22 protein-coding genes are annotated in these 21,076 nt (G+C 69.3%); 12 read left to right on the top strand and 10 right to left on the bottom strand.

The features are described 5' to 3' along the window. The 5 genes from FLP10_RS00325 to ctaF all read left to right on the top strand — a co-directional run bounded on the left by FLP10_RS00325 (window position 1) and on the right by ctaF (window position 5,122). Window positions 1-1,407 carry a dipeptidase gene (locus FLP10_RS00325; RefSeq protein WP_149159058.1) on the top strand — a complete coding sequence of 469 codons (1,407 nt, stop codon included), beginning with the start codon at window positions 1-3 and terminating at the stop codon, window positions 1,405-1,407. Between the two features lie 90 nt (window positions 1,408-1,497). Further along, a complete protein-coding gene (erpA, locus tag FLP10_RS00320) occupies window positions 1,498-1,848 on the top strand; it encodes an iron-sulfur cluster insertion protein ErpA (RefSeq protein ID WP_149159057.1) in 351 nt (116 codons plus the stop codon). Between the two features lie 209 nt (window positions 1,849-2,057). Further along, window positions 2,058-2,960: an aa3-type cytochrome oxidase subunit II gene (gene ctaC / locus FLP10_RS00315; protein ID WP_149159056.1), complete on the top strand. Its 903-nt coding sequence runs from the start codon at window positions 2,058-2,060 to the stop codon at window positions 2,958-2,960. Further along, window positions 2,957-4,693: an aa3-type cytochrome oxidase subunit I gene (ctaD, locus tag FLP10_RS00310; RefSeq protein WP_149159055.1), complete on the top strand. Its 1,737-nt coding sequence runs from the start codon at window positions 2,957-2,959 to the stop codon at window positions 4,691-4,693. Before ctaC ends, ctaD begins: the two co-directional genes overlap by 4 nt. Continuing rightward, window positions 4,694-5,122, top strand: a complete 429-nt coding sequence (ctaF, locus tag FLP10_RS00305; protein ID WP_149159054.1) for an aa3-type cytochrome oxidase subunit IV — start codon at window positions 4,694-4,696, stop codon at window positions 5,120-5,122. It begins immediately after the preceding gene. Between the two features lie 97 nt (window positions 5,123-5,219). Here ctaF and FLP10_RS00300 read toward each other — a convergent pair whose 3' ends face one another. From FLP10_RS00300 to ctaE, 5 genes are read right to left on the bottom strand one after another with little or no spacing between them, the layout of a single operon-like run. Continuing rightward, complete coding sequence (locus FLP10_RS00300; RefSeq protein WP_149159053.1) at window positions 5,220-6,059, bottom strand: putative RNA methyltransferase; 840 nt, start codon at window positions 6,057-6,059, stop codon at window positions 5,220-5,222. Between the two features lie 32 nt (window positions 6,060-6,091). Next, a complete protein-coding gene (gene qcrB, locus FLP10_RS00295; RefSeq protein WP_210418444.1) occupies window positions 6,092-7,717 on the bottom strand; it encodes a cytochrome bc1 complex cytochrome b subunit in 1,626 nt (541 codons plus the stop codon). Next, window positions 7,714-8,787: a cytochrome bc1 complex Rieske iron-sulfur subunit gene (gene qcrA, locus FLP10_RS00290; RefSeq protein WP_149159052.1), complete on the bottom strand. Its 1,074-nt coding sequence runs from the start codon at window positions 8,785-8,787 to the stop codon at window positions 7,714-7,716. The genes qcrB and qcrA overlap by 4 nt, the downstream gene beginning before the upstream one ends. Before the next feature lie 33 nt (window positions 8,788-8,820). After that, window positions 8,821-9,612: a cytochrome bc1 complex diheme cytochrome c subunit gene (gene qcrC / locus FLP10_RS00285; protein ID WP_149159051.1), complete on the bottom strand. Its 792-nt coding sequence runs from the start codon at window positions 9,610-9,612 to the stop codon at window positions 8,821-8,823. Between the two features lie 49 nt (window positions 9,613-9,661). Further along, a complete protein-coding gene (gene ctaE / locus FLP10_RS00280) occupies window positions 9,662-10,291 on the bottom strand; it encodes an aa3-type cytochrome oxidase subunit III (protein ID WP_246150082.1) in 630 nt (209 codons plus the stop codon). Between the two features lie 139 nt (window positions 10,292-10,430). Here ctaE and trpD point away from each other — a divergent pair, with 139 nt between their 5' ends. Next, window positions 10,431-11,483 (top strand): anthranilate phosphoribosyltransferase, encoded by a 1,053-nt coding sequence (gene trpD / locus FLP10_RS00275; RefSeq protein WP_149159050.1) that lies wholly within the window; start codon window positions 10,431-10,433, stop codon window positions 11,481-11,483. Between the two features lie 86 nt (window positions 11,484-11,569). Here trpD and glpK read toward each other — a convergent pair whose 3' ends face one another. Together glpK and FLP10_RS00265 are read right to left on the bottom strand one after the other, a co-directional pair. Further along, on the bottom strand, window positions 11,570-13,084 hold the full coding sequence (glpK, locus tag FLP10_RS00270) for a glycerol kinase GlpK (RefSeq protein ID WP_149159049.1): 1,515 nt from the start codon (window positions 13,082-13,084) through the stop codon (window positions 11,570-11,572). A 140-nt stretch (window positions 13,085-13,224) separates the two neighbouring features. Further along, a complete protein-coding gene (locus FLP10_RS00265; protein ID WP_281286443.1) occupies window positions 13,225-14,001 on the bottom strand; it encodes an MIP/aquaporin family protein in 777 nt (258 codons plus the stop codon). A 219-nt stretch (window positions 14,002-14,220) separates the two neighbouring features. Between FLP10_RS00265 and dhaK the strand changes: the two genes are divergently transcribed. From dhaK to dhaM, 3 genes are read left to right on the top strand one after another with little or no spacing between them, the layout of a single operon-like run. Next, on the top strand, window positions 14,221-15,222 hold the full coding sequence (gene dhaK, locus FLP10_RS00260; protein ID WP_149159048.1) for a dihydroxyacetone kinase subunit DhaK: 1,002 nt from the start codon (window positions 14,221-14,223) through the stop codon (window positions 15,220-15,222). 1 nt (window position 15,223) lies between these two features. After that, a complete protein-coding gene (gene dhaL, locus FLP10_RS17635; RefSeq protein ID WP_246150081.1) occupies window positions 15,224-15,862 on the top strand; it encodes a dihydroxyacetone kinase subunit DhaL in 639 nt (212 codons plus the stop codon). 1 nt (window position 15,863) lies between these two features. Beyond that, window positions 15,864-16,577 carry a dihydroxyacetone kinase phosphoryl donor subunit DhaM gene (gene dhaM / locus FLP10_RS00255; RefSeq protein ID WP_246150080.1) on the top strand — a complete coding sequence of 238 codons (714 nt, stop codon included), beginning with the start codon at window positions 15,864-15,866 and terminating at the stop codon, window positions 16,575-16,577. Between the two features lie 65 nt (window positions 16,578-16,642). Here dhaM and FLP10_RS00250 read toward each other — a convergent pair whose 3' ends face one another. Next, a complete protein-coding gene (locus FLP10_RS00250) occupies window positions 16,643-17,407 on the bottom strand; it encodes an SDR family NAD(P)-dependent oxidoreductase (RefSeq protein ID WP_149159046.1) in 765 nt (254 codons plus the stop codon). Between the two features lie 58 nt (window positions 17,408-17,465). On the opposite strand from FLP10_RS00250, the gene FLP10_RS00245 reads away from it, so the two are divergent. Together FLP10_RS00245 and FLP10_RS00240 are read left to right on the top strand one after the other, a co-directional pair. After that, window positions 17,466-17,804 carry a hypothetical protein gene (locus FLP10_RS00245; protein WP_149159045.1) on the top strand — a complete coding sequence of 113 codons (339 nt, stop codon included), beginning with the start codon at window positions 17,466-17,468 and terminating at the stop codon, window positions 17,802-17,804. A gap of 20 nt (window positions 17,805-17,824) precedes the next feature. Beyond that, a complete protein-coding gene (locus tag FLP10_RS00240) occupies window positions 17,825-18,043 on the top strand; it encodes an SCO4848 family membrane protein (protein ID WP_149159044.1) in 219 nt (72 codons plus the stop codon). Window positions 18,044-18,081: 38 nt separating this feature from the next. Here the strand turns inward: FLP10_RS00240 and FLP10_RS00235 are convergent, their stop codons facing one another. Together FLP10_RS00235 and FLP10_RS00230 are read right to left on the bottom strand one after the other, a co-directional pair. Then, window positions 18,082-18,672: a GIY-YIG nuclease family protein gene (locus tag FLP10_RS00235; RefSeq protein WP_342780549.1), complete on the bottom strand. Its 591-nt coding sequence runs from the start codon at window positions 18,670-18,672 to the stop codon at window positions 18,082-18,084. A 58-nt stretch (window positions 18,673-18,730) separates the two neighbouring features. Then, window positions 18,731-20,137 (bottom strand): aminotransferase-like domain-containing protein, encoded by a 1,407-nt coding sequence (locus FLP10_RS00230; RefSeq protein WP_149159042.1) that lies wholly within the window; start codon window positions 20,135-20,137, stop codon window positions 18,731-18,733. Here FLP10_RS00230 and FLP10_RS00225 point away from each other — a divergent pair. Continuing rightward, window positions 20,136-21,053, top strand: a complete 918-nt coding sequence (locus tag FLP10_RS00225; protein ID WP_149159041.1) for a DMT family transporter — start codon at window positions 20,136-20,138, stop codon at window positions 21,051-21,053. The genes FLP10_RS00230 and FLP10_RS00225 overlap by 2 nt on opposite strands. Window positions 21,054-21,076 lie beyond the last annotated feature (23 nt).

Raw genomic sequence — 21,076 nt, 5'->3', positions numbered from 1 at the left:
ATGACCGAGCCTCACGATCCTTCCGCTCCCGACCGCGACGCCGCCGTCCGCGCCGCCGTGGACGCGGGCTTCCCTTCCGCCGTCGCCGACCTCGGCGCACTCGTGCGCATCCCGTCGGTGTCGTGGCCGGCGTTCGATCCCGCGCACGTGGCCGAGAGCGCCGAACGCGTCGCCGACCTCCTGCGCGCCACCGAGTTGTTCGACCTCGTCGAGATCCACCGTGCGCCCGTCGAGGACGGCAGCGAGCTCGGGCAGCCGGCCGTGCTCGCCCACCGGCCCGCCCGCGACGGCCGGCCGACGGTGCTGCTCTACGCCCACCACGACGTGCAGCCGCCCGGGCGCGACGAGGACTGGGAGACCCCGCCCTTCGAGCCGACCCAGCGGGGTGACCGGCTGCACGGTCGGGGCGCCGCCGACGACAAGGCGGGCGTGATGACCCATGTCGCCGCGCTGCGCGCCCTCGCCGACGTCGTCGACGACCCGGCCGTGGGCCTCTCGGTCTTCATCGAGGGCGAGGAGGAGTGGGCCTCGCGCTCATTCGGCAACTTCCTGCGCGAGCACCGCGACGCGCTCGCGGCGGACGCGATCATCGTCGCCGACTCGGGCAACTGGGATGTCTCGACGCCGGCGCTCACCGTCGCGTTGCGTGGAGCGGTCGCGTTCAACCTGCGTATCGAAACGCTCGCGCACGCCTCGCACTCGGGGATGTTCGGGGGAGCGGTGCCCGACGCGATGCTCGCCGGCATCCGCCTGCTCGACACCCTCTGGGCGGCCGACGGCTCCGTCGCGGTGGTGGGCCTCGAGTCCGCCGCCCTCGAGGTGCCCGCATACGACGAGGCGACCCTGCGCGGCGAGGCCGGTGTGCTCGACGGCGTGCAGACGATCGGTCGCGGCGACCTGCTCTCGCGGATCTGGGCGCAGCCCGCGATCACCGTCACCGGCATCGACGCGCCCGACGTGGCGAACGCGTCGAACACGCTGCTGCCGTCGATCCGGGTGCGGATCAGCGCGCGGGTCGCACCCGGGCAGTCGGCCGCCGACGCGTTCGCGGCCATCAGCGCCCACCTCGAAGCGAACGCCCCGTTCGGCGCGAAGCTGACCTTCGACAGCGTCGACCTCGGCGAGGCGTTCCTCGTCGACACGTCGGGCTGGGCGGTCGCCGAGATGCGCGGTGCGCTCGAGGACGCGTGGGACGGCACCGAGCCCGTCGACATGGGCGTAGGCGGTTCGATCCCGTTCATCGCCGAGCTCGTGTCGGAGTTCCCGGGCGCGCAGATCCTGGTGACCGGGGTGGAAGACCCCGACAGCCGCGCGCACAGCCCCAACGAGTCGTTGCACCTGGGCGTGTTCAAGCGCGCCCAGCTGGCCGAGGCGCTGTTCCTCGCCCGGCTCGACGAGCGTCGATGAACGGACCGTCGGTGAATGCTCAGCCGCTGCACGGCGGAACGGGCGTAGAATTCCGACGAACGTTCCCTGATCCAGAGTCCGAGGAGTGAGATGGGCATCACGATCACCGACACCGGGCACGGCGTCCTGCTGAGCGACCCGGCCGTCGACAAGGTCCGCAACCTGCTCGCGCAGGAGGGTCGAGACGATCTGCGCCTCCGGGTCGCAGTGCAGCCCGGGGGCTGCTCCGGGCTGATCTATCAGCTGTACTTCGACGAGCGGCTCCTCGACGGCGATGCCGTGGTCGACTTCGACGGTGTCGAGCTCGTCGTCGACAAGATGAGCGTGCCGTATCTCGACGGCGCGTCGATCGACTTCGAGGACTCGATCCAGAAGCAGGGCTTCACGATCGACAACCCGAACGCGCAGGGCAGTTGCGCGTGCGGCGACTCGTTCCACTGAGCGCCGATCGCAACTACGCCGAAGGGGAGCCGCATACTGCGGCTCCCCTTCGGCGTTTGCGCTGATTCTGCAGGTCGGCGAAGGAATCGCACGCGGATGGCTCGGCGAAACGGCTCGGGGGTGCACATCCCGCCCGCCGAGTCGGAGTAGGCTAGGCACGATCATGCACTTCGCTGAGAAGTGCCTTCGAGTCTCCCGAAAGGTCACCGGTGCGCCACAATCGCCGTCTCCGATGGGCTGCTGTTCCGATCGCAGCGACACTCAGCTTCCTCCTCGCCGGGTGCACGCAGGCACAGCTCCACGGCTTCCTGCCCGGTTTCCAGGAGGGCGAGCCGCCCGTCACGAACCACACCGAGCGAGTCGCCGGTCTCTGGGTCACGTCGTGGATCGTGCTGCTGGTCGTCGGCGTCATCACCTGGGGCCTGACGATCTGGGCGGTCATCGCCTACCGTCGGCGCCGTGGTCAGACCGGTCTGCCGGTGCAGCTGCGCTACAACATGCCGATCGAGGTCTTCTACACGATCGTCCCGCTCATCCTCGTGGTCGGCTTCTTCGCCTTCACCGCTCGCGACCAGGCGGCGATCGAGGAGCGGTTCGCCGCCGACGACGTCGACGTCAAGATCGAGGTCATCGCCAAGCAGTGGGCATGGGACTTCAACTACGTCAACGAAGACGTCTACTCGCCCGGCATCCAGGCACAGCTCGACCGCGACGCCGCCGACGGCTCGATCATCGAATCCGAGCTGCCGACGCTGGTGCTGCCGGTCGACGCGAACATCGAGATCGCCCTCGAATCGCGCGATGTCATCCACTCGTTCTGGGTCGTCGACTTCCTCTACAAGAAGGACATGTTCCCGGGCAAGACCAACTACATGTCGATCACGACCGAGCGCGAGGGCACCTACGTCGGCAAGTGCGCCGAGCTGTGCGGCGAGTACCACTCGCTCATGTTGTTCAACGTCGAGGTCGTCTCTCAGGCCGAGTACGAGGACTACATCCAGTCGCTCGAGGACGCCGGCCAGACCGGTCAGCTGTCCACCGAGTACGACCGAAACCAGAACCTGCCCGGCAAGGGCGCGCCCGAGTCGAATGAGGAGCACGACGCCGAATGAGCACCACGACCGCACCGGCTCGGCCGCAGTCGAGCAGCCTGCCGTTCGGCGCACCGAGGGTCGAACGCAAGGGCAATATCCTCGTCCGGTGGATCACCTCCACCGACCACAAGGTCATCGGGTACCTCTACCTGATCACCTCGTTCATCTTCTTCTGCATCGGCGGCGTGATGGCGCTCATCATCCGCGCGCAGCTCTTCGAGCCCGGCCTCGAACTGGTTCCGACGCGTGAGCAGTACAACCAGCTGTTCACGATGCACGGCACGATCATGCTGCTGATGTTCGCGACGCCGCTCTTCGCCGGTTTCGCGAACGTGCTCATGCCGCTGCAGATCGGTGCGCCCGACGTGGCGTTCCCGCGCCTCAACGCGTTCGCGTACTGGTTGTTCAGCTTCGGCTCGCTGATTGCGGTCGCCGGGTTCTTCACGCCGCAGGGTGCCGCCTCGTTCGGATGGTTCGCCTATCAACCACTCGCGTCGACGACGTTCTCGCCGGGCATCGGCGGCAACCTCTGGATGCTCGGCCTCGGCCTCTCGGGCTTCGGCACCATCCTCGGTGCGGTGAACTTCATCACCACGATCATCACGATGCGTGCGCCCGGCATGACCATGTTCCGCATGCCGATCTTCACGTGGAACACCCTGGTGACCTCGATCCTCGTCCTGATGGCGTTCCCGGTGCTGGCCGCGGCGATCCTCGCCGCCGGCGCCGACCGCATCTTCGGTGCGCACATCTACGATCCCGAGAACGGCGGGGTGATGCTCTGGCAGCACCTGTTCTGGTTCTTCGGACACCCCGAGGTGTACATCATCGCGCTGCCGTTCTTCGGCATCGTCTCCGAGATCTTCCCGGTGTTCAGCCGCAAGCCGATCTTCGGGTACAAGACGCTGATCTACGCGACCATTGCGATCGCCGCGCTGTCGGTCACGGTGTGGGCGCACCACATGTACGTCACCGGCTCGGTGCTGCTGCCGTTCTTCGCGCTGATGACGATGCTCATCGCGGTGCCGACGGGTGTGAAGATCTTCAACTGGATCGGCACGATGTGGCGTGGCTCGATCACGTTCGAGACACCGCTGCTCTGGTCGCTCGGCTTCCTCATCACCTTCGTGTTCGGTGGTCTCACGGGTGTGATCCTCGCGTCGCCGCCACTCGACTTCCATGTCTCCGACACGTACTTCGTCGTCGCGCACTTCCACTACGTGGTGTTCGGCACCGTCGTGTTCGCAATGTTCGCCGGCTTCTACTTCTGGTGGCCGAAGTGGACCGGCAAGATGCTGAACGAGACCCTCGGCAAGTGGCACTTCTGGCTGCTGTTCATCGGGTTCCACACGACGTTCCTGATCCAGCACTGGCTGGGCGTCCTCATCATGCCGCGTCGGTACTACTCGTACCTGCCCGAGGACAACATCACCGGGATGAACCAGCTGTCGACGATCGGGGCGTTCATCCTCGCGGTCTCGCTCATTCCGTTCTTCCTGAACGTGTACATCACGGCACGTCGCGCGCCCAAGGTGACCGTCAACGACCCGTGGGGGTACGGCCGTTCGCTCGAGTGGGCGACGAGCTGCCCGCCGCCGCGGCACAACTTCACCTCGATCCCGCGCATCCGCTCGGAGGCGCCGGCGTTCGACCTGAATCACCCCGAGGCCGGCATCCCCGTCGGCATCGGTCCGGCGAAGGACGCGCCCGAGGCCCCTGTGTACGACGTGGAAACGAAGGAAGTCAAGTAAATGCGCGCCAACGTCGTCCTCTTCTGGATCCTCGCCGGCTTCTTCGCGTTCGCGGCGGCCCTCTACGGCTTCTGGACCGCACTCGGCGGCGTCGAGCAGCACAACGGCCCCGAGTGGGCGGGCTTGACCGCTATGACCCTGGCGGGCGTGCTGAGCGCGTTCATCGCGTTCTATCTCGGCCGCGTGCACAGCGCCCAGGGTGGCACGCTGCCCGAGGATCGGCTCGACGCCAACATCGACGACGGCGACCCCGAGCTCGGCTTCTTCAGCCCGTGGAGCTGGTGGCCCATCGTGCTCGCCGCCGGCGCCGCGCTCGCATTCCTCGGGCTGGCGATCGGTTTCTGGATCAGCTTCATCGCCGTGCCGATCGTGCTGATCGCACTCGTCGGCTGGGTGTACGAGTACTACCGCGGTAACTTCGCGCGTTGACACTGAACCACGGCGATGGCCCCGGCGGATTCCGCCGGGGCCATCGCCGTTTCAGGCACCGCGCTGCGCGGTGCACCGATGGTGTGGCTCATGCGCCTCACTGGGGATGCGCGAACGCGAGCACGTCGACCGCGGCGGTCACGTCGCGCGTCTCGAGAGTGGCCGGCGCGGCGGCGTGATGTGCTGACGGCCCCATCGCGACGAGGTCGGCGAGTTGATCGGCGGATGCCGGGAACGCGTACTCGACACTGCGACGGGCCGAGAGCCTCAACCCCGCCGCGGTGAACTGCTCGGTCACGAGGGTGTCCTTGCCGTCGGGGATTTCGAGGAGCGACCCGGTCGATCTGAGCTCGGCGAGATGGCGGGGCGTCGGCACCACGACGATGAGCGTGCCGACAGGCGAGAGGATCCGCGCGTACTCGGCCGGGTTGCGCGGCGCGAAGACGTCGAGCACGATGTCGGCGGTCGCGTCGGCGATCGGCAGCGGGCGCCACAGGTCGAGCACGACGCCGGTGACGTCGTTCCCCGTGGTCTCACGGTGGTGCAGGCGGCTCCAGCGGACGGCGTCGGGGGAGCGATCGGCGACGAGAACACGCCCGGCGCCGGTGTCGCGCGCGACGACGGCGGAATAGTACCCGGTGCCGCACCCGAGGTCGACGATCGATGTACCCGGGCCGGTCACCGTCGCCCGCGCCGCGGCGCTCACGGCCTCGGCGACAGGTGAGTAGACGCCTGACGCGAGCAAGTTCGCCCGAGCCTCGAGCATGCGGCGGTCGTCGCCGATGGTCTTCGGCGCACGCGGCGGCAGCAGGGTGAGGTAGCCGTGCTTCGAGCGGTCAAACCGGTGCCCGTTCGCGCACCCGTAGACGCTGTCGGCGACCGCGGCGAGCGGCAGCAGACAGTTCGGGCACCGGAACCAGGTCGTGTCGACCGTCATCGTTCCGGTGCCCGAACTCGTCGGAACCTCGCTCAGTGCGCGGAGTCCGAGTGCTCCGTGTGGTGGTGCGCCGCCTCGAGCTCGCCTCGCGAGACCGGCGCGATACGGTCTTCGAAGAACCAGCGAGAGAGCGCGGCGCGCACGTGCTGACCCGCCGTGATCTTGCCGCGCGCGTTCGGGCGGATCATGAGGGGTGCGTAGCTCTCGAAGCTCACCAGGCGCCAGCGCTCGTACTCGTCGAGCGGCTGGTGCACCTCGATGAACTCGCCGCCGGGAAGCTTCACGATGCGACCGGACTCGTAGCCGTGCAGCACGATCTCGCGATCCTTCTTCTGGAGCGCGATGCAGACGCGCTTCGTGACGAAGTAGGCGATGAACGGACCGAGGATGACCACGGCCTGGAGCGCGTGGATCACGCCCTCCATCGTGAGCGAGAAGTGCGTCGCGAGGATGTCGGAGCTCGCCGCGGCCCAGAGGCCGGCGTAGAACGTGACACCCGCGGCACCGATCGCGGTGCGGGTCGGGGCGTTGCGCGGACGGTCGGCGATGTGGTGCTCGCGCTTGTCGCCGGTGACCCACGCCTCGATGAAGGGGTAGGCGACGACGAGCACGAGGAAGATGCCGATCGCGATGAGCGGAACGAGGATGTTGAACGACCAGGTGCGGTCGAGCCAGACGAACTCCCAGCCCGGCGGAATGAGCCGCAGCGCGCCGTCGGCGAAGCCGATATACCAGTCGGGCTGGGTACCGGCCGAGACGGGCGAGGGATCGTACGGGCCGTAGTTCCAGATCGGGTTGATGGTGAACATCGACGCGATGAGCGCGAGCACGCCGAACACGATGAAGAAGAAGCCGCCGGCCTTGGCCGCGTAGATCGGCAGGATGGGCGGGCCCACCGCGTTCTGCTGGGTCTTGCCGGGGCCTGCGTACTGGGTGTGCTTGTGCACGACGACCAGCACGAGGTGCACGGCGATGAGCGCGACGACGAGCGCCGGCAGCAGCAGGATGTGCAGCGTGTACAGCCGGCCCACGATGTCGGTGCCGGGGAACTCGCCGCCGAAGATCAGGAACGAGAGCCAGGTTCCGACAAGTGGGATGCCCTTCACCATGCCGTTGATGATCGCGAGGCCGTTGCCCGACAGCAGGTCGTCGGGAAGCGAGTAGCCGGTGAAACCCTCGGCCATCGCGAGGATGAACAGCGTGAAGCCGATGATCCAGTTGAACTCACGCGGCTTGCGGAATGCACCGGTGAAGAAAATACGCAGCATGTGCAGGCCGATCGCGGCCACGAACAGCAGCGCCGCCCAGTGGTGCATCTGCCGAACGAACAGGCCGCCGCGGATGTCGAACGAGATGTCGAGCGTCGACGCCATGGCGACCGACATCTCGACACCCTTCAACGGCACGAACGAGCCGGCGTAGTGCACCTCGGCCATCGATGCCTGGAAGAAGAAGGTCAGGAACGTGCCCGAGACGAGCACGACGACGAACGCGAAGAGGGCGACCTCGCCGAGCAGGAACGACCAGTGGTCGGGGAAGGCCTTGCGCCCGAGTTCCTTGACGAAGCCCGCGAGGCTCGTGCGTTCGTTGACGTAGACGGACGCAGCCGCGGTGAACGACCGCTTCTGCGGAGCGTTGGTGGGGGTTGCGGTGCTCAATGGCGCTCCCAGAAGCTCGGGCCGACGGGTTCGGTGAAGTCGCTCTGAGCGACGAGGTAGCCCTCGTCGTCGACGGTGATGGGCAGCTGCGGCAGCGGGCGGGCAGCCGGGCCGAAGATGACCTCGCAGTGGTTCGCGACGTCGAACTGCGACTGGTGGCACGGGCACAGCAGGTGGTGCGTGTGCTGCTCGTACAGGGCGACGGGGCATCCGACGTGGGTGCAGATCTTGGAGTACGCGACGATGCCGTCGTACGACCAGGACTCGCGCTCGGGGAGCTCGTTGAGCTCCTCGGGGTTGAGGCGCATGAGCAGCACCGCCGCCTTGGCCTTCGCTTCGAGTCGACCGTGCTCGAGGTCTTGCAGACCCTCGGGGATGACGTGGAACGCGCTGCCGATGGTCACGTCGGACGCCTTGATGGGCACGCCCGACGGGTCGAGCGCGAGGCGGGTGCCCTTCTCCCACATGGTGTGGCTGAGCAGCTCGATGGGGTTCTGGTCTTGGGGAGCGAGACCGCGGAAGAGCACCACGGCGGGCAGCGGGAAGGCGACCAGCGCGCCGATGAGGCTGTTGCGGATGACGGCGCGGCGGGTGAAGCCCGACTCTCGGTCGGAGTCGGCGAAGACCTTGGCCGCCGCGGCCTGCGTCTCGGGCGAACCGCCGATCGGGTGCCGCTCGTCGACGAGCTCGACGTCGGTCATGATCGACTTCGCCCAGTGCACGGCGCCGAACCCGATGCCGAGCAGCGCGAGTGTGGCGCCGAGGCCGATGAACATGTTGTTCAGGCGCACGTCGCCGACGTTGTTCGACTCGATCGGGAACAGCATGTAGGCGGCGATCGCCCAGACACTGCCGAGGATCGACAGGTAGAAGAGCGTGTAGATCGTGCGCTGCGCGCGCTTCTCGCGCTTCGGGTTCTCGTCGGTGACGCGCGGGCGGTGCGCCGGGAAGCCGGGGTTCTCGAACGCGTCGGCGACGATGACGGCCGTACCCGGGGACGCGGTCGGCTGCTCGGGATGCGACGAGTCGGCAGCGACGAGCTCCGCGCTGCTGTGGTCGTCCTGGGCCATGGTTCTCCTTCTCGAGCTACTTCGTGCCGTGCGCTAGTTGGACTTCGCCGTGATCCACACGGTGACGGCGACGATCGCGCCGAGACCGAAGATCCAGATGAACAGGCCCTCGGCCACCGGGCCGAGCGAGCCGAGTTCGAATCCGCCGGGGGAGCGGTTGTCCTGGACGTACTTGAGGTACGTGATGATGTCGCGCTTGTTCTCGGGCGTGATGTTCAGGTCGTTGAAGACCGGCATGTTCTGGGGCCCGGTGACCATGGCCTCGTAGATGTGCACGCCGCTGGTCTCGGTGAGCGCCGGGGCGAACTTGCCCTCGGTGAGCGCGCCGCCCGCCCCCGCGACGTTGTGGCACATCGCGCAATTGATGCGGAACAGCTCGGCGCCGTTGGCCGCGTCGCCGCCGCCGTTCACGAGATGGTCTGCGGGGATGTCGGGGCCGGGGCCGAGCGAGGCGATGAAGTACGCCATCTGCTTGATCTGCTCGTCGGTGAACTGCACGGGCTTCACCTGGGCCTGCGGGCCCTGCATCTGCATGGGCATGCGGCCGGTGCTGAGCTGGAAGTCGGCCGCCGCTGCGCCGACGCCGATGAGGCTCGGGCCGTTGTCGGTGCCTTCGGCATCGAGGCCGTGGCACGTGGCGCAGTTGGCCTGGAAGAGCTTCTTGCCCTCCTCGATGGTCGACTGCGACGTCGGGTCGACCTCGGCTTGGGCGGTTCCAGTGCTGAACGCCGCGTAGGCGCCACCGGTGAAGACCAGTCCGAGTGCGAGGAGCGCGACGGTCGCGAGCGGGTGCCGGCGTCCGGTGCGTCGCTTCGATCGGTTCATGGGCTTCTTCCTGTTCACGGGCATGGGGTGCTGACGCTCCTGACGCGGACTATCTGAGGATGTAGATGACGAAGAACAGGCCGATCCACACCACATCGACGAAGTGCCAGTAGTACGAGACGACGATGGCGCTGGTCGCTTCTTTGTGACCGAAGTTCTTCACCGCGAACACGCGCCCGATGACGAGCAGGAAGGCGATGAGACCGCCGGTCACGTGCAGGCCGTGGAACCCGGTCGTCAAGTAGAAGGCGGAGCCGTACGAGTTCGAGTCGATCGCGATGCCCTCGGAGACGAGCGAGGCGTACTCCCAGATCTGGCCGGCGACGAAGATCGCGCCCATGACATAGGTGAGGAAGAACCACTCGACCATGCCCCACTGGGTCGGCTTCCACCCGGTGGCGTAGGGCTGCATGCGCTCGGCGGCGAACACGCCGAACTGACAGGTGAAGCTCGACGCGACCAGGATGATCGTGTTCACGGTCGAGAACGGCAGGTTCAGGCGCGCCGTCTCAGCAGCCCACAGATCGGGTGACATCGATCTGAGCGTGAAGTAGATGGCGAACAGGCCGGCGAAGAACATGACCTCGCTGCCCAGCCAGACGATCGTTCCCACCGCGACGGTATTGGGGCGTTTGATCAGGGGCGCGCTCGCCTGATGCGTCAAAGAGGTGCTCGTCACCCTCCCATTATGGAGGAAAGCGCGACTGAGTTTTCATCACACCTGCACGCTGTGTCGGAATGCCGGCTGCGATCGAGCCGGGACGCACCTCGGGAACCGCCGTGAATCCGCCGAGAATCCCGCCGCTAGGATCGTCGCCATGACGTCCTCGCGCTCCTGGCCCGCCATTCTCACCACGCTGCTCGACGGCGAGGACCTGAGCGTATCCGACGCGTCGTGGTGCATGGAGCAGATCGTGACCGGCGCCGCCACGAGTTCGCAGATCGCCGGATTCCTCATCGCGCTGCGGCGCAAGGGCGAGACGGTCGACGAGATCGTCGGCTTCCGCGACGCCATCCTCGAGCACGCGCTGCCGCTCACGGTCGACCCGATGGCGCTCGACATCGTCGGCACCGGCGGCGACCGGTTCGGCACGGTCAACGTGTCGACCATGGCATCGGTGATCGCGGCCGCATCGGGTGTGCCGGTCGTCAAGCACGGCAACAAGGCGGCGAGCTCGGCATCGGGGTCCTCCGACGTGCTCGCCGCGCTCGGCATCGACCTCACCCTCGCTCCCGAACGGGTCGCCGAAGTCTTCGAGCGCACCGGCGTGACGTTCGCCTTCGCGAGCGCGTTCCACCCCGGGTTTCGTCACGCAGGGCCGGTGCGCGCCGAGCTCGGCGTGCCCACGGTGTTCAACTTCCTCGGGCCGCTGTGCAACCCGGCCAGACCGGAGGCATCCGCCGTCGGCGTCGCCCACCTCGACCGCGTGCCGCTCATCGTCGGCGTCTTCCAGACTCGCGGTGCGACCGCCCTCGTGTTCCGCGGCGACGACGGGCTCGACGAACTGACCACCACCGGCCACAGCCACCTCTGGGAGGTCTCGCGCGGCACGGTCAAGGAGCACGACCTCGACCCGCGCGAGCTCGGCATCGAGCGCGCCTCGATCGAGGACCTCCAGGGCGGCGACGCCGCGCACAACGCCGGTATCGTCCACGAGGTGCTCGCCGGCGCGCGCGGGCCCGTCCGCGACATCGTCGTGCTGAACGCCGCCGCCGGGCTCGTCTCGTACGAGCTGGCCCGCGACCACGACCAGTTCCAGCGCACGATCCTCGACCGGTTCCGCGACAAGATGGCGGTGGCCGAGGAGGCCATCGACAGCGGCGCGGCCGCGCGCAAGCTCGAGGAATGGGTGGCGGCCACGCGCGCCTGATCACGCATGCGGTCGCGACCGCCAACAGCCGGATGCCCCGGGCGATCGACTCGCCCGGGGCATCCGTCGCTCTCGCGGAATCGCGATCACTTCACGTCGTCGTCGACCCAGTCGAACGTCTTCGTGACGGCCTTCTTCCAGAGCCGGATCTGCCGGTCGCGCTCGTCGGCATCCATCTTCGGCTCCCAGCGCGAGTCCTCCTGCCAGTTGGCACGCAGCTCGTCGAGATCCGACCAGAATCCGACCGCGAGGCCCGCCGCGTAGGCCGCGCCGAGCGCGGTCGTCTCAGCGACGACCGGCCGCACCACCGGCACCCCGAGGATGTCGGCCTGGAACTGCATGAGCGTGTTGTTCGCGATCATGCCGCCGTCGACCTTCAGCTCGGTGAGGTCCACGCCCGAGTCGGCGTTGACCGCCTCGAGCACCTCGCGGGTCTGGAACGCGGTCGCCTCGAGCGCGGCGCGCGCGATGTGCCCCTTGTTGACGTACCGGGTGAGGCCGACGAGCGCACCGCGCGCGTCCGCTCGCCAGTACGGCGCGAACAGGCCCGAGAACGCCGGCACGAAGTACGCGCCCCCGTTGTCGTCGACGGTCTTCGCCAGATCCTCGACCTCGGGTGCGCTCGCGATGAGCCCGAGGTTGTCGCGCAGCCACTGGATCAGCGACCCGGTGACCGCGATCGAGCCCTCGAGCGCGTAGTGCGCCGGTTGGTCGCCCAGCTTGTAACCCAGCGTGGTGAGCAGCCCGTTCTTCGAGTGCACGATCTCGGTGTCGGTGTTGAAGATCAGGAAGTTGCCCGTGCCGTAGGTGTTCTTCGACTCGCCGGCGTCGAACGCCGCCTGGCCGAAGGTCGCCGCCTGCTGGTCGCCGAGGATGCCCGCCACCGGCACCTCGCGCAGCAGGCTCGAGGACTCGACGTTGCCGTACACCTCGGAGGACGACCTGATCTCGGGCAGCATCGAGCGCGGGACGTCGAAGGCCGCGAGGATGTCGTCGTCCCACTGCAGCGTCTCGAGATCCATGAACAGCGTGCGGCTCGCGTTCGTGACATCCGTCGCGTGGACGCCGCCGTCGGGGCCGCCCGTGAGGTTCCAGAGCACCCAGCAGTCGGTCGTGCCGAACAGCAGGTCGCCGGCCTCGGCGCGCTCGCGTGCACCCTCGACGTTCTCGAGGATCCACACGATCTTGGTGCCTGAGAAGTAGGTCGCCAGCGGAAGCCCGACCTGCTGCTTGAAGCGCTCGACCCCGCCGTCGGCCGCGAGGCGGTCGACGATGGGCTGGGTGCGGGTGTCCTGCCAGACGATCGCGTTGTAGACGGGCTCGCCGGTGTTCTTGTCCCAGACGACGGCGGTCTCGCGCTGGTTGGTGATCCCGACCGCGGCGATGTCGTGCCGGGTCAGGTCGGCCTTGCCGAGCGCCTGCCCGATCACCTCGCGGGTGTTCGTCCAGATCTCGGCGGGATCGTGCTCGACCCAGCCCGCCTTCGGGAAGATCTGCTCGTGCTCGAGCTGACCGACCGAGACGATCGATCCCTTCTTGTCGAACACGATCGCTCGGGTGCTGGTGGTTCCCTGGTCGATGGCCAGGATGTAGTCGGCCATGCCGTCCTCTCATTTCTTCGTCGGCGGCCGGAAGCCGCCGGACGTGTGCGGGGGAGCGGAGGACGCATCCTCCGGTCCGGTGCCCTGTCGGCCCGGTGAACGAGGCGGGGGCCGGTCCTTCGCGGACCGGCCCCCGAGGCTCATCCGAGGATCGGCAGGAGCGGGATGGCGGCCCAGCCTGCGAGCAGGCCGCCGATGATCGGGCCCACCACGGGGACCCAGGAGTAGCTCCAGTCGCTCGAGCCCTTGCCCTTGATGGGCAGAATCGCGTGGGCGAGGCGGGGGCCGAGGTCACGAGCCGGGTTGATCGCGTAGCCCGTGGGACCACCGAGGGAGGCGCCGATGCCGACCACCAGGAGCGCGACCGGCAATGCGCCGAGCGCCGCGAGGCCGCCGTCGCCCTGCCGCCCGCCGCCGAAGCCGATCACCACGAACACCAGCACGAAAGTGCCGATGATCTCGGTGATGAGGTTCCACGCGTAGGAGCGGATCGCCGGACCGGTCGAGAACACCGCGAGCTTGAGCCCGGCTTCGGGCTCCTCGTCGAAGTGCTGCTTGTATCCGAGCCAGACGATGACGGCGCCGATGATCGCACCGATCAGCTGCGCGCCGATGTAGGCGATGACCGACAGGAAGTCGACCGGAACCGTCGTGCCGAAGGCCGAGTTGCCGAACTCCGTCGCGCCGTTGGCCACGAGGCCGAGGGTGACGGCGGGGTTGATGTGCGCACCCGACGCGTAGGCGACGATGACACCGGCGAACACGGCGAGGCCCCATCCGAAGTTGATGAGGAGCCATCCGCCGCCGTTGCCCTTCGTTTTGGCGAGCACGACGTTGGCGACGACGCCGCAACCGAGCAGGACGAGCATTGCCGTCCCGACCAGTTCGGCGAGGAAGAGGGTGCCGAGATTGTCCACGTTGACTTTCCATCCCTTCGCTGGGGCCCCGCGGGCGGAGCCGACGGGCCGGATAGCGCACACGATACTCGCGCGGACCCGCCGCGGACGAGGGCCGCGCCGGAATTCGTGCGGACCCTTACGGCGCATCCCGTTCGGGGCGTAGGTTGTGGGCAGGTGCTGCGTCGGAGCCGATGCATCGTCGCGCGGTGTCGGGCAGCCGAGGGGAAGGGATGTCCGTTGAAGAAGATCATCAACGACCCGAAGCAGGTGGTCGACGAGTCGGTCGCGGGATTCGCCGCGGCCCATGCGGATCTCGTGCGAGCGGAGTACGACCCGATCTACGTCGTTCGCGCCGACGCACCCATCCAGGGCAAGGTCGCCCTCGTGAGCGGCGGCGGCAGCGGTCACGAACCGCTCCACGCGGGGTATGTCGGCTACGGCATGCTCGACGCCGCGGTGCCCGGCGCGGTCTTCACCTCGCCGACGCCCGACCCGATCCTCGCAGCGACGAAGGCCGTCGACGGCGGCGCCGGCGTGCTGCACATCGTGAAGAACTACACGGGCGACGTGCTCAACTTCGAGACGGCCGCCGACCTGGCCGCCGCCGAGGGCATCGAGGTGCGGGCAGTCATCACGAACGACGACGTCGCCGTCAAGGACTCGCTGTACACCGCGGGCCGTCGCGGTGTCGCGGGCACCGTGCTGGTCGAGAAGATCGCCGGCGCCGCGGCCCAGCGCGGCGACTCCCTCGACCAGGTGGCCGAGATCGCCGAGCGGGTCAATGCCAACGCGCGCTCGATGGGCATGGCGCTCACGCCCTGCATCGTGCCGCACGCCGGTGAGCCGAGCTTCACGCTCGCCGAGGACGAGTACGAGCTCGGCATCGGCATCCACGGCGAGCCCGGGCGCGAACGGCTGAAGCTCGAACCTGCCGACGCGATCGTCGATCGCATGCTCACTCCGATCCTCGAGGACTTGCCGTACTCGTCGGGCGACCGGGTGCTGTTGTTCGTGAACGGTATGGGCGGCACGCCCGAGGTCGAGCTGTTCATCGCGTACAAGCACGCCGCCGAGGTGCTGGCGGGCAAGGGCATCGAGATCAGCCGCTCGCTCGTGGGCAACTACATCACCTCCCTCGAGATGCAGGGCTTCTCGCTGACACTGCTGAAGCTCGACGACGAACTCGTCGAACTCTGGGACGCCCCGGTGCAGACGCCGGCGCTCCGGTGGGGTCGCTGATATGGCGGGACTCGGCAGGGACTGGGCGGTCGACTGGGTGCGGCGCAGCGCCGACGTGATCGGTGAGCATCGAGTGGAGCTCATCACCCTCGACCGCGAGATCGGCGATGGCGACCACGGCGAGAACATGGACCGCGGATTCCAGGCAGTGATCGGCAAGCTCGACGGCCTCGCCGACGACGCGAGCCCCGGCGACGTGCTGAAGCTGGTTGCGACGACGCTGATCTCGACGGTCGGCGGCGCAGCCGGTCCGCTCTACGGCACCGCCTACCTGAAGGGCGCGGTCGCGGCCGGCCCCGCCTCCGAACTCGACGGCGCCGCCATCGCGGCGGTGCTCACGGCCGCACGCGACGGCATCGTCTCGCGCGGCAAGGCCGAGTTGGAGGACAAGACCATGATCGACGCGTGGACTCCGGCGGTCGATGCTGCGGATGCTGCGGCAGCCGCCGGGGCGGAGCCCGGTGCCGTGCTGCGCGCGGCCGCCGAGGCTGCGGCGGCCGGCGCGGTGGCGACCGAGCCGCTCGTGGCACGCAAGGGCCGCGCGAGCTACCTCGGCGAGCGCTCGGCCGGTCATCGCGACCCCGGTGCGCAGTCGACCGCGTTGCTCCTCGACGCGGCGGCGGCCGCAGCGGGAGCCTGACGTGGCGGATCAGCGTGTGGGCGTGGTGTTCGTCTCGCACTCCGAGTCGATCGCGCGCGGACTGGTCGAGCTCGCCGGGCAGATGGCGCCGAACGCGCTGCTCGTCGCTGCGGGCGGCACGGACGACGATCGGATCGGCACCAGTTTCGAGAAAGTGACCGCGGGCATCGCCGAGGCCGACGCGGGTGCGGGGGTCGCGGTGCTCTGCGACCTCGGGTCGGCGATCCTCACCGCTGAGACCGCACTCGACTTCCTCGACGACGAGCAGCGCGAGCGGGTGCGCATCGTCGATGCACCGCTCGTCGAGGGCGGGGTCGCCGCGGCGGTCGCAGCCGAGGCGGGCGACGATCTCGATGCCGTGGTCGCGGCGGCCGAGTCGGCGCGCGGCGCCGGGGACGCCGGCCAGGCCGGCGTGCGGGCTTCGGATGTCGCCGCAGACGCGAGCTCCGATGCATCCGCCGGCTTCAGCCGCACCGTGACGCTCGTGAACGCCGACGGCCTGCATGCCCGGCCGGCCGCCGAGTTGGTGAAGCTCGCCGCGACGTTCCCGCAGAAGGTGACCGTGAACGGCGTCGACGCGAAGAGCCTGCTCGCGATCATGGCGCTCGGGCTCACCAAGGGCGCCGAGGTCGTCATCTCGACCGAGGATCCGGCCGGCGGTGGCGCCGTCACAGCGATCGCTGCGCTGGCCGAGTCGGGGTTCGGCGAAGCCTGACCGCGCGGGACGGTGTCCGGTCGGCAGGGGGAACCGACCGGACCCGCTTCGTTGCCGCCGAACCCTCAGTTGCCGCCGGTGACGCGGATGTCGGTGCCGGTCGTGTACGACGCGTCGGTCGAGAGCAGGTACGCGACGGCACCCGCGATCTCGTGCGGGTACCCGGCCCGGCCCATCGGGATTCGACCGGCACGCTCGGTCGGCGCGTCGGGCCGACCCGCGGCGGCGTGGATCTCGGTGAACGTGGTGCCCGGCGAGACCGTGTTGACCCGCACGCCGTCGGCCGCGAACTCTTTGGCCGCGCCGATCGTGAGCACGTTGAGCGCCGCCTTGCTCATCGCATACGGGATGTACGTGTGCGGCGACCCGTTCGTCGCGGCACCCGAGGAGATGTTCACGATCGCCCCGCCGGCGCCGCCGCGCTCGGTCGACATGTGCGCGATCGCCGCCCGGGTGAGCACGATCGGGGCGAGCACGTTGATGCGGAAGACGAGTTCGGACTCCTCGATGGGCGCGTCCAGGAACGGCCCGATCTTGCCCGTGATGCCGGCGTTGTTCACCAGGCCCGTCACGACGCCGAACGCGGCGACGGCGGCGGGAACCACTCCGGCGGCGGCCTCGAGATCCGCGAGCTCGACCTGGTGGAGTTCGACCCTGGATCCGGCGGCACGGCACCGATGGGCGACCGCCTCGGCGTCGGCCGCGCGGTCGCGATAGGTGAGGAACAGGTCGTGCCCGTCGGCGGCGAGCCGGTCGGCGATCGCCGCGCCGATGCCACGGCCACCGCCCGTGATGATCGTGACCGGGCGATTCGGGGCATCCGTCGTCATGCCCGCCAGCCTAGGGGAACGGTAGCGACGCGGACCTCGCGGGGCGTACCATCGGCCCATGGCCAGCGATGCAGCGGGCCGCCCAGAGGACGGCAACGCGTTCACGAGGTTCTTCGATCGAGTCGATCATGCGCTCGAGCCGATCTTCGGCGCCCCACCCATCACCGAGGCCTCCGACCCGGTCGACCCGGCCGAGCTTGCGGCGCGCCCCTGCCCGGTGTGCGGGCATCCGATCTCGGAGCACACGTTCGCCGAGGCATCCGGCAACGTCCTGATGGAGTGCCCCACCGACGATCGGCTTCCCGAGCGAGCCGATGACGCTCCGCTCAACGAGCTCGGCATGCCGTCGTCGGGGGAGCGGCTCGAGCGCCAGCAGGCGCGGCAGACCAGCGACTGAGTGGTGCCTAGGCTGGAGGCGTGCTCACCCTCCTCGCCGTGCTCCTGCTCGTGAACGCCGCCTTCAACGCGATCGTCTGGCCGCGCTTCCTGAAGCGCATCGCCGACGACCCGCGTGCCCGCGACGCCGAGGGCCGCCGCACGCGCTTCTACGCGGTGCATGCGGTGCTCATCACCGCGGCGCTGGTGATCGCGGCGGTGTCGGCCGTCGCGGCGATCGTCGTGCTCGTCGTGGGGTAGCCCGGCGCGCCCGTATCGGCATCGCCCGGCGGGATGTCTCAGTCGGCGCCGTGGAGTGCGGCCTCGCGGCTCAGCCAGAGCGCGTAGCGCTGCCACGGGTCGTCGACGCCGTCGCGAACGAGCGCGACATGGGCGCTGAGCGCGTCGTCGATCTCGAACCACTCGGTGCCGGGGATGCGATGCTCGGCGAACTGCAGGTGCCGGCGGTGCTCGAGCAGCCGGCCGCCGCGCTCGAATGCGAGCACCTCGTGGTGCGGAAGCGCCGCGATGCGCTGCCGTGGCCGCGACGAGGTGCCGATCTTGATGCGGTCGTCGTAGCGCAGGTAGTAGACGACGTCGACGCGCGGCAGCACGAGGTCGTCGTCGGGCACCTCTCCGACGCGCCACTCGCACGCCGCGCACACCCACCCGCTCGGGTACCGCACCCCGACGCGCGACGCGCAGAGCCGGCAGGGCGACGGAAGCAAGTCGGTCACGCCCGCGTCGCGCACGACCCAATCGTGCGCGAGCAGCAGGTGCGTGGTGCAGAGCGCGATCGGGGCGGCTTCGTCGGCGACGGGGGCACCGCATCGGCTGCCTCGCACGGTGAGGTCGCACGTGCGCGGCGAAGCCGGGGGAGTCGCGGACACGACTCCAGGATAGTCGAAGATGTGTTCGAACGCGCGGTTCGCGGGCGTTCGGCCGGGATCACGCCGCTTCGCGCAGCACCTCGCCGATGACGCGCGCTGCCTCGGGGAAGCGCTCGGGGTGCGACCCGGCATAGTTGAGCCGCAGGTACGGCGCCGACGGCTCGGCCGGGAACCACTCGGTTCCCGGCGCGACGATCACGTGCCGCGCCTCGCATTCGCGTGCGACCTCATCGGCATCGAGACCGTTCGGCAGGCGAACCCAGAGGTTGAGTCCGCCGAGCGGCGGTCGATCGAGGTGCGCGTCGGGCGCGTGCTCGCGCAGGCTGTCGACGAGCAGGTCGCGGCGGGCGCGGAGCGCGTCGCGCAGGCCGCGCAGGTGCGTGCGCCATGCGGGCTGCGTGACGACGTCGAGCGCGGCCGCCTGGAGCAGGCCGCTCACGTAGAGCGACTCGGCGGCCCGGTCGCCGAGGATGCGGTCGCGCGCCGGCCCGCGGGCGACGACGGCCGCCACGCGCAGGGCGGGGGAGACGCTCTTGGTGAGCGAGCGCAGATAGATGGCGTGGCCGTCGTCGTCGGTCGCGGCGAGCGGGCGCGGCTCGCTGTCGATCGCCAGGTCGTGCGCCCAGTCGTCCTCGATGAGGAACGCGCCGTGCCGCCGCACGGCGTCGAGGATGTCACGGCCGCGCTCGGCAGACCACTGCACGCCCGTGGGATTGGCGAAGGTCGGCTGTGCGTAGAAGGCGCGCGCCCCGGTGCGTGCGAGCACGCGCGCGAGCTCATCGGGGTCGGGACCGTCGGCCCCGGTGGGGATCGGCACCAGATCGACCCCGGCCTGGGCGGCGGCGAGGATGGCGCCCCAGTACGTCGGCGATTCGACGATCAGCGGATGCCCCGGGCCCACGATCGCACGGAAGATCGAGCTGAGCCCGCTCTGGCTGCCCGAAAGCACGAGCACGTCGCGATCGGTCGGCGGCGTCGCGCCGGGCGGGGCCGACGCCGCGAGCTCGGCGGCGAACCAGGCCTGCAGCTCGGGAACGCCGGCGACCGGGGATCGGGTCACCGCGGCATCCGTTCGACCCGCGCGGGCGATGGCCTGGCGCACCACGCGCTCGGGCAGCAGCTCACGGGCGGGGTATCCCGAGTGCAGCGCGATGGCGTCGGGTGCGACCGAGCGCTGCGCCGCCGACGACGTCGGCAGCCGCGACTGGGAACCGAGCGCGGCGGTCTGCCAGCCGAAGTCGACGGGGCGGGGCCGACGGGTCGAACGGACGAACGTGCCGACTCCGGGACGGCTCTCGACGAGGCCGAGTTCGGCGAGTGTTCGCATCGCCCGCTGCACCGTGACCGGGCTCGCGCCGTACTCGGCCATCAGCTGACGGTTCGACGGCACTCGAGCACCCGCGGGCGCGCCGGCGACCCACCGACGCAGGTCGCCGATCATGCGATCGGTGCTACTCTCGTTCATGTCAGAACAGAGTAGCGTTATCGTTTCCGAGCCGAAAGTGCTATCGCGTCGGGCCGGACTGCGGTGGGGGTTCCTCGGCGTCGCGGCGTTCTCGTTCACGCTGCCCTTCACGCGCATCGCCGTCGGCGGGCTCTCGCCGCTGTTCATCGGCTCGGGGCGCGCCGTGGTCGCCGCACTGCTCGCCACGGTCGCGCTGGCGCTCGCCCGTCAGCCCCGGCCGACGCGCACGCAATGGCTGCGCCTGGCCGTCGTCGCGGGCGGTGTGGTCGTCGGGTTCCCGATGCTCACCTCGTTCGCGCTCACGGCCGTGCCCGCGAGTCACGCGGCCGTGGTCGTCGGCCTGCTGCCCGCCGCCACCGCGGTCATGGCGGTGCTGCGTACCAAGGAGCGGCCGGCCGGCAGGTTCTGGGTGTTCGCCGCACTGGGCGCGATCGTCGCAATGGCCTTCGCGTCGATGCAGGGCGGAGGGTTCGGCGAGTTGCACGCCGCCGACCTGCTGCTGTTCGGTGCGATGATCGCCGCCGCGGTCGGCTACGCAGAAGGCGGACTGCTCGCACGCGAACTCGGATCGTGGCAGACCGTGTGCTGGGCACTCGTGCTCGCCGCACCGGTCATGACCGCGCTGACGGCCGTCTCGGTGGTCGATTCGCCTCCGACCGCGACGCCGATGCAGTGGCTGGCGTTCGGCTACCTCGCGGCGGTGAGTATGTTCCTCGGGTTCTTCGCCTGGTATCGCGGTCTCGGGATCGGGCCGATGGCGCAGGTCAGCCAGATCCAACTCGTGCAGCCGGTGATGGGCATCCTCTGGGCCGCAGTGCTGCTCGGCGAGCAGATCACGTGGGCGACCGCGCTGGGCGGCGTCGCGGTGATCGCGTGCGCCGGACTCGCGGTGCGCACGCGTCTCGGGCGTCGGTGAGAACGCCGGTGAGGCGGCACGGC

Origin of the sequence: Agromyces intestinalis, from assembly GCF_008365295.1 — a bacterium.
Taxonomy (GTDB): Bacteria; Actinomycetota; Actinomycetes; order Actinomycetales; family Microbacteriaceae; genus Agromyces; species Agromyces intestinalis.
This window is presented reverse-complemented; position numbering and strand designations above follow the sequence as displayed.